Annotated in this window: 11 protein-coding genes; all 11 read left to right on the top strand. The window is 51.3% G+C overall.

Annotation, left to right across the window (positions count from 1 at the left end):
• The 11 genes from KHQ79_RS16605 (at nt 1) to KHQ79_RS16555 (ending at nt 15,543) form a co-directional block, all read left to right on the top strand.
• A complete protein-coding gene (locus tag KHQ79_RS16605; RefSeq protein WP_225516128.1) occupies nt 1-891 on the top strand; it encodes a carbohydrate ABC transporter permease in 891 nt (296 codons plus the stop codon).
• 14 nt (nt 892-905) lie between these two features.
• Nucleotides 906-1,940: a rhamnogalacturonyl hydrolase YesR gene (gene yesR, locus KHQ79_RS16600; protein WP_225516126.1), complete on the top strand. Its 1,035-nt coding sequence runs from the start codon at nt 906-908 to the stop codon at nt 1,938-1,940.
• A 22-nt stretch (nt 1,941-1,962) separates the two neighbouring features.
• Complete coding sequence (gene yesS / locus KHQ79_RS16595; protein WP_225516124.1) at nt 1,963-4,248, top strand: transcriptional regulator YesS; 2,286 nt, start codon at nt 1,963-1,965, stop codon at nt 4,246-4,248.
• A gap of 13 nt (nt 4,249-4,261) precedes the next feature.
• Complete coding sequence (gene rhgT / locus KHQ79_RS16590; protein ID WP_080030867.1) at nt 4,262-4,960, top strand: rhamnogalacturonan acetylesterase; 699 nt, start codon at nt 4,262-4,264, stop codon at nt 4,958-4,960.
• The gene (locus KHQ79_RS16585) at nt 4,953-5,615 is read left to right on the top strand and encodes a YesU family protein (protein WP_225516122.1); all 663 of its coding nucleotides are present in this window, start codon (nt 4,953-4,955) and stop codon (nt 5,613-5,615) included. The genes rhgT and KHQ79_RS16585 overlap by 8 nt, the downstream gene beginning before the upstream one ends.
• Complete coding sequence (locus KHQ79_RS16580; RefSeq protein ID WP_003240013.1) at nt 5,612-6,238, top strand: YesL family protein; 627 nt, start codon at nt 5,612-5,614, stop codon at nt 6,236-6,238. The genes KHQ79_RS16585 and KHQ79_RS16580 overlap by 4 nt, the downstream gene beginning before the upstream one ends.
• Nucleotides 6,239-6,376: 138 nt before the next feature.
• Complete coding sequence (gene rhgW, locus KHQ79_RS16575; RefSeq protein WP_472771074.1) at nt 6,377-8,221, top strand: rhamnogalacturonan lyase; 1,845 nt, start codon at nt 6,377-6,379, stop codon at nt 8,219-8,221.
• A 46-nt stretch (nt 8,222-8,267) separates the two neighbouring features.
• Nucleotides 8,268-10,106, top strand: a complete 1,839-nt coding sequence (gene rhgX, locus KHQ79_RS16570; RefSeq protein ID WP_225516118.1) for a rhamnogalacturonan lyase — start codon at nt 8,268-8,270, stop codon at nt 10,104-10,106.
• A 164-nt stretch (nt 10,107-10,270) separates the two neighbouring features.
• Entirely contained in the window at nt 10,271-10,924 is a 654-nt protein-coding gene (locus KHQ79_RS16565; protein WP_225516116.1) for a rhamnogalacturonan acetylesterase, read from the top strand.
• Nucleotides 10,925-10,929: 5 nt separating this feature from the next.
• Nucleotides 10,930-12,921: a beta-galactosidase gene (locus KHQ79_RS16560; RefSeq protein ID WP_225516114.1), complete on the top strand. Its 1,992-nt coding sequence runs from the start codon at nt 10,930-10,932 to the stop codon at nt 12,919-12,921.
• 48 nt (nt 12,922-12,969) lie between these two features.
• Nucleotides 12,970-15,543, top strand: coding sequence for an exo-rhamnogalacturonan lyase family protein (locus KHQ79_RS16555; protein WP_225516112.1), 2,574 nt, complete (start codon nt 12,970-12,972; stop codon nt 15,541-15,543).
• Nucleotides 15,544-15,548 lie beyond the last annotated feature (5 nt).

Here is a 15,548-nt window from a genome sequence, read left to right as displayed (position 1 = left end):
ATGGAGCCGGTCAACCAGCCTGTCAGAGAAGCCCCGGTTTTTGAGAGAAAAAAAGCCGGGCGCGTCAGGCCCAAACGCATACTGTTCCATGTTTTTACGGCATCGCTGGCGGTGTTATTGCTGTACCCGGTCATTTGGCTGTTTGTCAGCTCGTTTAAGGAAAGCTCCAGTATTTTTACAACCTCTCATTCTCTATTTCCCGATCCTTTTATTCTCAGTAACTATGCTGAAGGATGGAAGGGGATTGCGGGACAGCCGTTTCTGACCTTTATTAAAAACTCGGCGATCATTGTCGGGCTGTCCACAATCGGCGCCGTCTTGTCATCGGCTGTTATTGCGTACGGATTTGCGCGCATCCCTTTTAAGGGAAAAGCGTTTTGGTTCGCTTGCATGATGGGGACGTTAATGCTGCCGCATGAAGTTTTGATGATTCCGCAGTATATTATGTTTGCGAAATTAGACTGGCTGAATTCCTTTAAACCAATTGTCGTTCCGCAATTTTTCGGGCATGCGTTTTTTATCTTTCTGATGATCCAGTTTATCCGGACGATTCCCGAGGAGCTGGATGAAGCCGCGCGAATCGACGGCTGCGGGCGCTTTGCCTGCTTTTGGCGGATTATTCTGCCGCTGATTGCCCCGGCGCTTGCGACGTCTGCGATTTTTTCTTTCTATTGGAAGTGGGAGGAGCTGATTCAGCCGCTCTTGTATCTGAATAAGCCGGAGCTTTATCCAGTTTCACTTGCGCTGAAGCTTTTCCTCGATACGGAATCGGCTTCGAACTGGGGTGCGATGTTTGCTATGTCAGCAGTCTCGTTATTGCCTGTGATTCTCGTATTCTTTTTGTTTCAAAAATATATCGTTCAGGGCATCAGTACGACCGGATTAAAATAAAAGGAGTGTTGCAGATGGCACAGCTTATTTTTGATGAAGAAAAGGTGACGTCCGTCATTGACCGGATCGTGAAACGGACATTTCAGATGGATTTTGCGTGGGATTGGCCGGGCGGCGTCGCGTTTTACGGCGTGGCGGAGGCTTATGAAGCGACGGAAAACGAGGAATATATCAATCTGTTAAAAACGTGGGTGGATGAACAGCTGGAGGATGGGCTTCCCCCGCTTTCGATCAACGGGGTATCTATTGGACATACGCTTTTATTTCTCCATAAAATGACGGGTGATCACGTGTATTTGGAAACGGCCGGCGAGATGGCGGAATATGTGCTGCATAAAGCACCGCGCTTCGGCGAGGGCATCCTTCAGCATACGGTGAATTCGGCTGAATATGTGTTTCCTGAGCAGGCATGGGCGGATACGCTGATGATGGCGGGGCTGTTTATGCTGAGAATCGGGCGGGTGATGGAGCGCGAGGATTATTTTGAAGACGGTCTGCGCCAGTTTCACGGACATGAAGACGTGCTTCAGGACCCTGTCACGAATTTGTACTACCACGCCTGGGACAACAAAGCGCAAAATCATCTGTCAGGGATTTATTGGGGCAGGGCGAATGGCTGGGCAGCACTCACGATGGCGAAGGCGCTCCCGCTCATTGAGGTGACGCATCCCTCCTTCATGATCATCGACGGATCGCTCAGAGACCAGCTGAGCGCACTTGTCCGGCTTCAGGATGAATCAGGGTTGTGGCATACCATTTTGGATGATCCGGATTCGTATCTCGAGGTGTCGGCATCGGCGGGCATTGCCTCTGCTCTGCTGTCGAGCGGAAAGCTCTATACAAAATACGTGCAGAAATCGCTTTCCGCCATTTTGGATGCGGTGGAAGAGGACGGCCGGGTCAGCAAGGTATCGGCCGGAACAGCCGTCATGAAAAATGCCGACGGATACAAACAGGTGCCTTACAAACGAATACAAGGATGGGGACAGGGACTTGCGCTGACTTTTCTTGCTGATGTTTTGAGAACGAAAAAACGCGTGTATCAGTAAAGACGGCGGCGGGGGGAAAGGGATGAAAAAAAAGCCTCAACAGAAGGAACGGGTTTCACGCTGGAAGGGAACGTATTTCAAAAGAAACTTTGTCTTCATTTTGCTGATTGCCTGTATTCCCGGATTGCTGACTGGCGGCGCTATCTACTTTCTTTCGATCGACAAGGTAGAGAAAGAGCTGCAGAAATCGCATGAAACACAGGTGGCGCGTGAAGTCAGCCGGATGGATGAGAAGCTTGGAGTGCTCGAGCTGACTCTCACCCAGATGGCATACGATTCTTCGCTGATGAACGGATTGGCCGAGAGGGATTTGGAGAAAGACTTTACGTTCTCCTATCAATTAACGAAAAAACTGTTTCTTTTACGGGACCAGCAGCCGCTGATTGAGCAGGCTTCCATCTTTCTGAACAGCCCCCGGCCTCTTGTGCTGAGCCCCGAATACAGCGCTTTGACAGAACAGGAGGCACTTCGCAAGTATCGCCCGCTGCTTGCCTCAGACAACAGTATTTATTGGAACCGGTCGGGAAATCAGGCGATGCTGATCCAGCTCATTCCGGGCGCGGCGGAGAAACCGTTCGGCGCGATCATGCTGGCGGTTGATCCGAAAGAAATGGAGTCGATCCTGCAAAGCTTGTCCCCTTATCCTGATGGCAGTGCGCTGCTTCTGGATCAAAATCGGAAGGTTCTATTTCATGAGGGAGAAAAAGATTTTCAAAAGGCTTTAATTGAAGAGGTACAAAAACAGCCGGATGAGAAAGGCCATTTTCAGATGGAATGGGACGGCACGGTGTATTCCGTCTCCTTTGGGGATATGAACCGAATGCATCAGAAGTGGACCTTTGTGTCAGCGGCGCCTCTTTCAGCCATTACAGCGCCGATGGTGTTTTTATCAAAAGTGATCATCGTGATGCTTGTCATTTGCATTATCTTAGCGGTGTGCATGACGTGGTATGCATCGAAAAAAATCTATCGTCCCATTCAGCAGTTGCTTGGCTTGTTTACCGGCGGAGAGAAGAAAACATGGCAGGCGTCCGGGCAGGATGAATTCAAGTGGATTGAAAAGAGATGGCATGATTTATCCCTTGAAAGCCGGAAGCTTCAAGAGCAGCTCCTACGGCAGACACCCCACATGAAAAAGAGTTTTTTACAGCACCTCTTGCAGGGCGATTTTTACTATGACAACGAGGAAAGCCTCAGATCGCGGATGGAGGAGGCAGGATGGAGCATCGGAGAAAACGTGTTTCATGTGCTTGATCTTCAGGTGACAGGCCTCCGCTCTGAAAAAAGCATCTTCCGTGAAGGGGATGAACAGCTCGCTGTATTTACACTGACCAATCTGGCCGAGGAGCTTGCGGCAAAACGCTGTTTTCATCCCTCCATACTTGATATCGGCCGGCTTTCCGTCACCGTGCTTGTGATGAAAACAAACAGCTCTGATCTGAAGGAGTATGTAACGGAGCTGGCATGCCAATTTGGTGATGTCACCGGATTAAGCCTGACCGGAACGATGAGCAGGAAGGCGGAGCGTGTCACAGAGATCCCTGCTTTATTTCAAGATGTGAAAAGCGGCAAATCCCGCAGGCAGTTTGCCAACCGGCATCAGGTGATTGATTTGCAGGCAGACTTTCCTCAGGATGAGCAATCCGCCCCTTATTATCCTTTTGAACTGGAAAAACAAATTGTTCAGGCTATCCGGCTGGAAAGAAAACAGGAGGCCGAGGAACTGATTCGTGTATGCATGGAGGAACTGGCGGAAAAGGCGGCTATAGACAGGCATGTGCACTCCGCCCTGATTCAGCTGTTTTCCCGCATTCAGGAGGATATTTTGCATTCCGGGCTCAATCCGAGTGAACTGCTTCAGCATCGGGATCTGCTTCTTGACATTTCAGAACTGCGCGAACCCGGTGAAGCGGCGGCTTGGCTGATGGATGCTGTCGTAACGCCTTATCTTTCCAAGCTTGAGGGCAGAAAAAACCGACAGCAAAAGCAGCTGGCGGAACGTGTCATAGCCATGATTCACGAACAGTATATGGCGGATATTTCACTGGAAAGCTGTGCCGATGCGCTCGGCATGAATTCATATACGTTAAGCAAGGCATTTAAGCAAGTAACCGGCATTAATTTTATTGATTATGTAACCCAAATCAGAATCGAAAAGGCGAAAGAACTGCTGGTGAATACGAATAAAAAAATTCATGACGTGTCAGAAGCAGTCGGCTACCGCCACAATTACTTCAATCGGATTTTTAAAAAACAGGTCGGCATGCCGCCGGGTGTCTTCAGGCAAATGTATCAGGAAACGCCGTGAAAGGAGAGAACATGTGATGGAGAAACCGATTCAAGTGTTTTTAGCGGGGGATTCCACCGTAAGTGACTGCCCGCCTCATGAAGCGCCGATGGCGGGGTGGGGGCAGGTATTCGGGCAATTGTTTTCTGAAGATGTGAAGGTGCACAATCACGCCAAAGGAGGAGCGAGCACCAATTCTTTTGTGGAGGAAGGAAGGCTTCAGTCGATTGCTGAGCGTATCACGCAAGGCGATTATTTGTTTATTCAATTCGGCCACAATGACCAGAAACCGCGCGGGACGAAGCCGTACTCCACGTTTCAGCAATTTCTCACCCTGTTTGCAGATACGGCACGCGAAAAGGGAGCGCATCCTGTGTTTATCACATCAGTGCAGCGCCGACGCTTCGATGAAAACGGGCGGATTGAGCATACGCTCGGCGAGTACCCTGATGCGATGAAAGCACTGGCGAAGGAGCTTGATGTGCCCGTGATTGATCTGCTGGCAAAAACAAAGGAGCTCTATGAAGCATACGGACCGGAGGAGTCGAAGCGATTGTTCGTTTGGTTTCAGCCGAATGAACATCCGAATTATCCGGACGGCATTGAGGACAATACGCATTTTTCGGAAGAAGGGGCAATGGAGGTTGCGAAGCTTGTGGCAGAAGGCATTGAAGAGCTCGGCCTTCCCCTGAAGGACCACCTTGTGAGCCGGGAGGGAAAAGAATATGTATAAGGAAGGCGCGTGCCTGTACCGCAATCCGCTCCGGTCAGCAAGCGATGTGAAGGACTGGCGGATGGAGGGAGGCGGACAGATCTCATTTGACGATCACCGCTTGCACCTGTCGCATGTTCAAGATGAAGCACACTTTGTCTTTTGGTGCCCCGAAACCTTTCCGGACGGCGTCATTGTGACGTGGGACTTCTCTCCGATTGAGCAGCCGGGACTGTGTATGCTGTTTTTTTCCGCTGCGGGGATTGGAGGCGAGGATTTGTTTGATCCGAGTCTTAAGAAAAGAACGGGAAAATACCCCGAATATCATTCGGGGGACATCAACGCGCTCCATCTGTCGTATTTCCGCAGAAAATACGCGGAGGAAAGAGCATTCCGCACTTGTAATTTAAGAAAAAGCCGCGGTTTCCACCTCGCCGCGATGGGAGCCGATCCGCTGCCTTCTCCAGACGACGCTGATTCTCCGTATCATATGAAGCTCATCAAAGACAAAGGTTATGTGCACTTTTCAATCAATGATCTGCCCATTCTTGAGTGGATGGACGACGGCAGTACGTATGGGCCTGTGTTAACGAAAGGGAAAATCGGATTCCGGCAGATGGCGCCCATGAAAGCGGCTTATCAAGATTTTGCTGTGCATCAAGCGGTGAGAAGATGAAGACGACGGTAACGGATGCGCTCTATGCGGGCTGCGAAGCGGTGGTGAAAATTGCGTGGCTCAACGGGCTGTGGCTGTTGTTTACGCTTTTGGGCGGCGTTCTTTTCGGCTGGGCGCCGAGCACAGCCGCGATGTGTGCCGTCATTCGGAAATGGCTGATGGGGCAGAAGGATGTCCCGGTGTTTCCGTTATTCCTCGCTATCTACAAAAAAGAGTTTCTCAAGGTCAATGCGATCGGATTGGCGTTTGTTGCTCTTTTGCTCATATTGTCCGCGAATTATCATTATTTTTCAGCCAGTACGGATTGGCTGTCCTTTACCGTGACGAGCTGCACGCTGCTTGCGGGTCTTTTGTATATCGTCGCATTGATGTATGTGTTTCCCCTTTATGTGCACTACCAGCTCCCGCTTCGCAAATATATTCCTCAAGCGCTGCTGTTTGGCGCCATGCGGCCGCTGACGACCGGCTGTATGCTGATCGGGTGCGGATTTGTCCTTTATTTGCTGTATACGCTCCCAGGCCTGATTCCATTTTACGGCCCATGTTTATTTGGGCTTGTGTCGATGTTTTTTGCTTTCAGAGGGTTTCAAAAGACAGAGGTCCAACACCGCCAAGCCGGGTAACAAAAAAATGACAATCGCGCAAAAAAGTGCAGTGTCCGAAAAAGGCAGATGCAAAAAAGTGAAATTGAAGACAGCTCCCGCAACGCATAAAATCCAATTTAAGTAAGCGCTTACAGATAAATGAGAAGGAGCTGTCTGATGATTACACGAAGGAAACTCATATGTACCGCTGTTACGTTGCTGGTCTTGTTGATGATGGGAGCCTCTGTATGTCCTGTGAAAGCTGAAGGGGCAGCGCGGCAGATGGAAGCGCTGAACCGGGGGCTTGTGGCAGTCAAGACGGACGGCGGCATTTTTGTCAGCTGGCGGTTTCTTGGCACTGAAAACGCATCTGTTTCGTTCAATGTGTACAGAGACGGGCAAAAGCTGAATGCTGTGCCTGTCAAAACCACGAACTATGTGGATAAAAACGGATCGGCGGGCTCTGCGTATACGGTTCGGGCTATCGTAAACGGAACCGAACAGGCGGCTTCTGAAAAAGCCTCCGTATGGGCGCAGCCGTATCATTCTGTCCGGCTGGATAAACCGGCTGGCGGCACGACGCCAAAGGGTGAAGCTTACACCTACAGCGCCAATGACGCAAGTGTTGGCGATGTGGATGGAGACGGGCAATACGAGCTGATCCTGAAATGGGACCCGTCTAATTCAAAGGACAATTCACAGGATGGCTATACGGGTGACGTGCTGATTGACGCGTATAAACTGGACGGAACGAAATTATGGCGGATCAATCTCGGCAAAAACATCAGAGCGGGAGCGCACTACACCCAGTTTATGGTGTATGACCTTGATGGTGACGGAAAAGCGGAAGTGGCGATGAAAACGGCAGACGGGACAAAAGACGGCACGGGCAAAGTGATTGGAAATGCCAATGCTGATTACAGAAATGAACAGGGGCGTGTGCTTTCAGGCCCTGAATATCTCACTGTGTTTCAAGGTGCAACCGGGAAAGAGCTTGTCACCGCAAACTTTGAACCGGCGCGCGGCAATGTGTCGGATTGGGGAGACAGCTACGGCAACCGTGTTGATCGTTTTCTCGCCGGCATTGCCTACCTCGACGGACAGCGGCCGAGCTTGATCATGACTAGAGGGTATTATGCCAAAACCATGCTTGTCGCCTATAACTTCAGAGACGGAAAGCTGTCAAAGCTTTGGACGCTTGATTCTTCGAAGTCGGGAAATGAAGCGTTTGCCGGACAGGGGAATCACAACCTGAGCATCGCGGATGTTGACGGAGACGGTAAAGATGAGATCATTTTTGGCTCAATGGCTGTTGATCATGATGGCAAAGGCATGTACTCGACTGGCTTAGGCCACGGGGATGCCCTCCATACCGGGGATCTTGATCCGAGCCGGCCTGGTCTTGAGGTGTTTCAGGTGCATGAGGACAAAAACGCAAAATACGGCTTATCCTTCCGTGATGCGGCAACCGGAAAAATCCTTTGGGGCGTTTATGCCGGCAAGGATGTAGGCCGGGGGATGGCTGCTGATATTGACCCGCGTTACCCGGGACAGGAAGTATGGGCAAACGGTTCTCTTTACTCAGCGAAAGGAGTCAAAATCGGAAGCAGCGTTCCATCCTCGACCAACTTCGGCATCTGGTGGGACGGCGACTTGCTGCGGGAACAGCTGGACAGCAACCGAATCGATAAGTGGGATTATCAAAACGGCGTATCGAAAAATGTGCTGACTGCGTCAGGCGCGGCCGCCAACAACGGCACAAAAGCAACACCGGCACTTCAGGCTGATCTGCTCGGTGACTGGCGTGAGGAAGTTGTGTGGCGAACGGAGGACAGCAGTGCGCTCCGCATTTACACCACGACCATTCCGACTGAGCACAGGCTGTACACGCTGATGCACGATCCTGTGTACCGGCTTGGCATCGCCTGGCAAAATGTCGCGTATAATCAGCCGCCGCACACAAGCTTCTTTTTAGGGGACGGCATGGCGGAACAGCCAAAACCGAATATGTATACGCCTTAACAGAAAGGGGGGGAGGAACGGGCTGTGCGCAGCCCGTTCCCATCAAATGAAACCAAAAAAGAGGCAGATGGAATACTTGACCAGAGGCTTAATTGCGGTCAAGACAGAGCAGGGTGTGTTTGTCAGCTGGCGTTTTCTCGGAACGGATCATGAGACGACGGCTTTTCACCTTTATCGGGACGGAAAGCGGATCACCCGCGAGCCGATCGCGGACAGCACCAATTTTCTTGATCAAAACGGGACGGCGGACTCTGTTTATCAGGTGGCGGCCGTCAATAAAGGACGGGAAGAAAAGCTTTCCAAAGAAGCTCCCGTCTGGCGGGAAAATGTCCTAGAGGTTCCGCTTAACAAACCGGAAGGCGGTGTGACGCCGGATGGAAAGCCGTACACCTACAGCGCCAATGATGCCAGTGTCGGGGATGTGGACGGGGATGGAGAATATGAAATCATCCTGAAGTGGGACCCGTCCAATTCCAAAGACAACGCCCATGACGGATATACCGGGGAGGTTCTCATAGATGCCTATAAACTGGACGGCACCTTTTTGTGGCGCATTAACCTCGGCAGAAACATCAGAGCGGGCGCGCATTATACCCAGTTTATGGTTTATGACCTGGACGGTGACGGAAAAGCAGAAATCGCCATGAAAACAGCCGACGGCACAATCGACGGGAAAGGACACATCATCGGCGATGAGCATGCCGATTTTAGAAATGAACAGGGCAGAATCCTGTCCGGTCCGGAATATTTGACGGTGTTTAAAGGAGAAACCGGTGAAGCGCTCACGACCGTGGAATATGAACCGCCCCGCGGCAAGCTGGAGGACTGGGGAGACCGCTACGGAAACCGCATGGACCGTTTTCTCGCCGGAATCGCTTATTTGGATGGGGAACGGCCGAGCCTCGTGATGGCGCGCGGCTACTATACGAGAGCGGTGCTCGTGGCATACGATTTCAGAAACGGGAGGCTTAAAAAGCGCTGGCTATTTGATTCCAATCAGCCGGGTAATGAAGCGTACGCAGGGCAGGGCAACCACAGCTTGAGCGTGGCGGATGTTGACGGCGACGGGAAGGATGAAATCATTTACGGCGCCATGGCGGTCGATCATGACGGTACCGGCCTGTACACAACGGGACTCGGGCACGGAGATGCGATGCATGTAGGGGATCTGGATCCGTCCCGAAAAGGGCTTGAAGTGTTTCAGGTGCATGAGGATGCCACAAAGCCGTACGGACTGTCACTGCGAGATGCCGGAACCGGCGAGATATTATGGGGCGTCCATGCCGGGACAGATGTCGGCAGAGGCATGGCGGCTCATATCGATCCAAACTACAAAGGGTCGCTTGTCTGGGGAATTGATCCGCCGGGCAATGACGGAATGTCATACGGCCTTTTTACGAGCAAAGGAGAAAAAATCAGCGACAAAGCGCCTGCCTCAGCCAATTTCGCCATCTGGTGGGACGGCGACTTGGTCAGGGAGCTGCTCGATCATGACTGGGACGGAACAATCGGCAGGCCAAAGATTGAAAAGTGGGATGCCGAAAATCGCTGTCTAAAGACGATTCTTCAGCCGGACGGCGTGCTGTCCAACAACGGCACGAAAGGAAACCCTGTTCTTCAGGCCAATCTGTTCGGAGACTGGCGGGAAGAAGTGATATGGAGAACGGAAGACAGCAGCGCGCTTCGCATCTATACAACGACACATCTCACCCGCCACCGCTTTTACACGCTGATGCACGACCCGGTTTACAGGCTTGGCATTGCCTGGCAGAACACCGCCTACAACCAGCCGCCGCACACAGGTTTTTATCTTGGAACGGGAATGAAAAAACCGCCGAAGCCCGCTCTGTACATAGCGGGCGGCAAAGCGGAGGCGCTACTATAGGAGGAACGTATGGTATACAAAGCAAAAGCTGATCGCTTTGAAAGAATGGCTTATCAAAGGGCAGGACGAACAATGTTCAGGCGTTGCACGCACCGGTTTTTTCAAGGGGAGAGCTGTCCTTGATTGAAGCCGTATTAAACGAAAAAAACGAGGGGGAATAAGAAGTGGCAAATCATATTTATCTTGCTGGCGATTCGACTGTTCAAACGTATGGAGACAGCACAAATCAAGGGGGCTGGGGACAGTTTCTCGGCTCACATCTGCCGGAGTATATTCAAGTGATTAACAGGGCGATCGGGGGAAGAAGCTCGAAAACATTTGTGGAAGAGGGCAGGCTTCAGGCGATTCTTGATGTGATCGAGCCGGATGACTGGCTGTTTGTGCAGATGGGTCATAATGACGCGTCGAAAAATAAGCCGGAGCGCTACACCGAGCCTTATACCACCTATAAACAATATTTAAAGCAGTATATCGCAGGTGCGCGAGAAAAAGGCGCCCATCCGCTTCTCATTACCCCCGTAGCCCGCTTTCATTATGAAAACGGCGTGTTTTTGAACGACTTTCCTGATTATTGCATTGCCATGAAGCAAACGGCTGATGAGGAGAATGTCCAGCTCATTGATCTGATGGAGAAAAGCCTCGCTTTCTTTACCGAAAAGGGAGAGGGAAAAGTGTATACCTATTTTATGGTTTCAGAAGGAATTAACGATTACACGCACTTTACAAAAAAGGGCGCAAATGAAATGGCGAAACTTGTGGCAAAAGGCATAAAGGAGCTCGGCCTGCCATTGACAGAATCGATCATCAAAGAAGGGTGAAAAATGTGAGGAGAAAACTATATCACGGCGCTTGTTATTATCCCGAATTATGGGATGAAGAGACGATTCAGCAGGACATTGACATGATGCGTGAAGTTGGCGTGAATGTTGTGCGGATCGGTGAATTTGCCTGGTCCGTCATGGAACCGGAAGAAGGAAAAATTGACGTCAGTTTTTTCAAAGAGATCATCACCCGTCTGTATGATAACGGCATCGAAACGATCATGTGCACGCCGACGCCAACACCGCCGATTTGGCTGTCGCACGGCCGGCCGGAACGCATGCATGTCAATGAAAAAAGAGAGGTCATGGGGCATGGCTCCCGTCAGCATGCTTGTACGAACAACCCGTATTTCCGAAAAAAAGCCGCCATCATCACCACAAGCATCGCCAAGGAGCTTGGCCAGCTCCCGGCACTGATCGGCTGGCAACTCGACAATGAGTTTAAATGCCATGTTGCTGAATGCATGTGTGAGACGTGCTTGCGCCTATGGCATGACTGGCTCAAAAATCGCTACGGTGTGATTGAGCGGTTAAACGAAGCATGGGGAACCGATGTGTGGAGCGAAACCTACCAGACATTTGAGCAGGTGCCGCAGCCGGGGCCAGCACCGTTTCTGCATCACGCCTCACTAAGCACAATGTATCAGCTGTTTTCGATGGAGATGATCGCTTTATTTGCCGATGAACAAGCCAAAATCATCCGCTGCTATTCGGATGCGCCGATCACGCATAACGGCTCTGTCATGTTCAGTGTGGACAATGAGCGGATGTTTCGGAATCTCGATTTTGCCTCCTATGATACGTACGCTTCTCAGGAAAACGCCTCTGCCTTCTTATTGAACTGTGATTTATGGAGAAATTTGAAACAAGGTCGCCCGTTTTGGATATTGGAAACGAGTCCGTCATATGCTGCCTCGCTCGTAAGCTCCGCTTTCCCGCACGCCGACGGGTATTTGCAGGCTGAAGCCGTATCCTCCTACGCCTTAGGAAGCGAGGGCTTTTGCTATTGGCTGTGGCGCCAGCAGCGTTCAGGCAGTGAGATTTCACACGGTTCTGTTCTGAGTGCCTGGGGCGAGCCCACCGTCGGCTACCGAAATGTGCTGGCGGTCGAGCGGGCAAGAAAGGAAATCGAACCGGTCATTCTATCGACTGAACCTGTTCAAGCCGAGGCGGCGATGACTTACTCCGACAGAGCAAAAGCATTTATCAAAACTGAGCCTCACCGGGGACTCCAGCACCGTTCGCTAGTGACGCACTTTTATGAGCGCATTCTTAACACGGGGATTCACCGTGACCTCATTCCGGAAGGCGTTCCGCTGGACGGCTACCGCTTGCTGTTTACGCCATTTGTGCCGTATCTGTCTGCTGAATTTATCAACAAAGCTTCGGCATTCGCTGAAGCGGGCGGCATCTGGATCGCCGGGCCGCTGACTGGAGGGCGTACAAGCGAACATACCATTCACACCGATTGCGGACTTGGAGAACTTGAGAAAACAGCCGGGATCAAAACGCTGTTTACCTTTCCAATGAACGAGGACGTGAATACAGGAAAAGCGTTTGGCATCACGGCGCCGCTCGGGCTGTGGAGCGCGGTGTTTGATACAAAGAACGGAAACACCCTCGGCACGGTTGAATCAGGACCGGGAGCAGGCCATGCTTTTCTGACAGAACAGAAGCACGGCAAAGGGAAAATCGTCATGCTCGGCTCGCTTCCATCCGGGAAAGAAGGGGATGCAATGCTGGAAGCGCTCGTCAGGCATTACGCGGCTGAAGCAGCCATTTCTGTCCGGTCGGATGTTACACCCGGCACGATCGTTGCCCCGCGCAAAGGTGATAACGGCCTTGTGTGGATCATCATCAATATGGATGGAAAAGGCGGAAGCGTGACACTGCCGGAAGCGGGAACGGATCTGTTGACAAACTGTTCGGTGAAAGCGGGGAGGCTGGCGGTCGGACCGCATGAATACCGTGTGATTCAGTTTGACAAATCGTAGCTGATTCTTTGCATCGAATCAGCTTTTTTCTATGGAGGGAGAGGACCTATGAAAAAGATCAAATGGTTATCAGAACAGCCAAAGGTGACAAGCGGTGTAACGTGGGGCGTGCCATGGAAAAAAGGAGAATTGAAAAAAGGAGATCCACTGGCGCTTGTAAATGAAAATGCGGTAAGCCGATATGTGCAAAGCGAACCGTCGGCCTATTGGCCGGACGGGAGCATCAAGTGGACGAAGCACGCGGCGGTGTTCAGCGGACAGGCAAACCAAAGCTTTACAGTGCAAAAAGGAGAAGCCCCGCAGCCAACAGAATCGCTCAGCATCAATGAGTCAGAGCATCACATCCAAGTCGATACAGGAATGCTCATCTGTACCATCCATAAAACAGGCTCCGACTTCATTCAATCATTGCAGATCAACGGAAAGCCGATCGCCGCAGGCGGGAGGCTCGTTGCCATAAGAGAAACGAGAAAAGAGACGGCGGCGGAAACGGCTCTTTTTCATGAAACGTCTGTCAGTCTCATCAAACGTGCGGCAATTGAGAAGAGCGGCCCTATCAAAGCGGTGGTCAAGATAGAGGGCGTGCATATTCTCCAAAAAACAAATGAGGAGTGGCTGCCGTTTGTCATCCGATTGACGTTTTATGCCGGACTGTCTGAAATCGGCATCGTACACACGCAGCTGATTGACAGGAATGGGAAACAAGATTTCATTAAGGGGCTCGGCATAGTGTTTGACCTTTTTCTGGAAGGGGAGCCGTACAACCGACATTTCCGTTTTGCGGGAGACAAAGGGATGTACAAAGAACCCGCCCAGCTATTTGGCACACGTAAATTTAGTGAACGGTATCCGCTTTATCAAAAACAAATCAATGGCGAAATACTGTCTCCAAGTGAAGAGCACAAGGAATGGTTTGCGCACGGCACACAGAATGCGATTTGGAACGATGTCAAGCTTGTTCAGGATTCCAGCGATCATTACAGCCTGTCAAAACGGACCGGAAAAGATTATGCGTGGGTCGGCATGCTGCATGGCAGCCGGGCGAAGGGGCTCTGCTATGCGGGCGGCGAAAATGGCGGCATAGCACTTGGTCTGCGGTATTTTTTTGAGAAATATCCGTCAGCGCTGGAAATTACAGGTCTTGCCGGCAGCCATCCCAAAATGACTGTCTGGCTTTGGCCCCCGGATGGAGAGACAATGGATTTGCGGCATTATACAGGAAACACCTATGTGGTCAGCGCGTATGAGGGCTTTGATGAAATGCGCTCTGACCCGACCGGTATTGCCAATACAAATGAAATCAGCCTGTCGTGCTTTTCTCGCACACCGTCTGACGATGTCCTCAATACGCTCGCTGACAAATGGCAGGCGCCTCCGCTGCTTGTATGCGAGCCAGACGTCTATTACGAATCAAAGGCGCTGGGGGTTTGGAGTGTCATTGACACATCCCATCCGATTAAAAAAGAACTGGAAGAACAGCTTGACGCCGCCTTTCTATTTTACAAAAAGGAAGTAGAGCAGCGCAGATGGTACGGGTTTTGGCATTATGGCGACGTCATGCATACGTATGACCCGATCCGGCATATGTGGCGGTATGATCTCGGCGGGTACGCATGGCAAAATAATGAGCTCGTTCCGACCTTATGGCTGTGGCAGGCGTTTTTCCGCTCTGGCAGAGAGGATATCTTCCGCATGGCAGAAGCCATGACCCGCCACACGAGCGAAACGGATAGCTTTCATCTCGGGGAATACGCAGGGCTTGGCTCACGGCATAATGTTGTGCACTGGGGATGCGGCTGCAAGGAAGCAAGGATCAGCATGGCTGGGCTTTATAAATTTTATTATTATCTGACGGGAGATGAGCGGACGGGAGATCTTTTGACAGAAGTGAAGGACGCCGATTACGCCCTCGTCAAAACCGATCCGATGCGTGCTTTTTACGAAAAAGGCAAGCACCCGACCCACGCGAGAACAGGACCGGACTGGGCGGCGTTTTGCTCGAACTGGCTGACTGAATGGGAGCGTACCGGAAATCCAGATTATCTCAAGAAAATCCAAACGGGTATCAGCTGCCTGAAGCGGCTGCCGCTCCGCTTATTATCCGGCCCGACATTTGAATATGATCCGGCGACCTCGATGCTTCATCACATGGGAGACGGCATAGCTGGCGGATATCATATGATCATTGCCTTCGGCGCGCCGCAAGTGTGGATGGAGCTGGCTGAGCTTCTTCATGACCGGGAATGGGAGGAAATGCTGAGTGAATTCGGCGAATTTTACACACTCAGTGATGAAGAAAAACGGAAAAAAAGCGGAGGCGCGCTTCATGACAGGCATTTTCACTGGCCGATGTTTGCCGCTGCCATGACTGCCTACGCCGCAAGAAACAAACAAGATTCTCATCTCGCTGCCAAAGCGTGGAATCTTTTGCTTGATGATAAGCTGAGCCATACGCCGCTTCCGATCAAACCGGAGCGCATCGAAACATGGACGGAGCTGGCTGAGCTCCCTTGGGTGACAACGAACACCGTCTCTCAATGGTGTTTGAACGTCATAGTAGCGCTGGAACTGATCGGGGATTCCCTTCCGGCAAAAAAAGATACATCCGGCAAAAAAGGATAACAGCC

Origin of the sequence: Bacillus sp. TSO22 (assembly GCF_020223595.1) — a bacterium.
GTDB classification, from domain to species: domain Bacteria; phylum Bacillota; class Bacilli; order Bacillales; family Bacillaceae; genus Bacillus; species Bacillus inaquosorum.
This window is presented reverse-complemented; position numbering and strand designations above follow the sequence as displayed.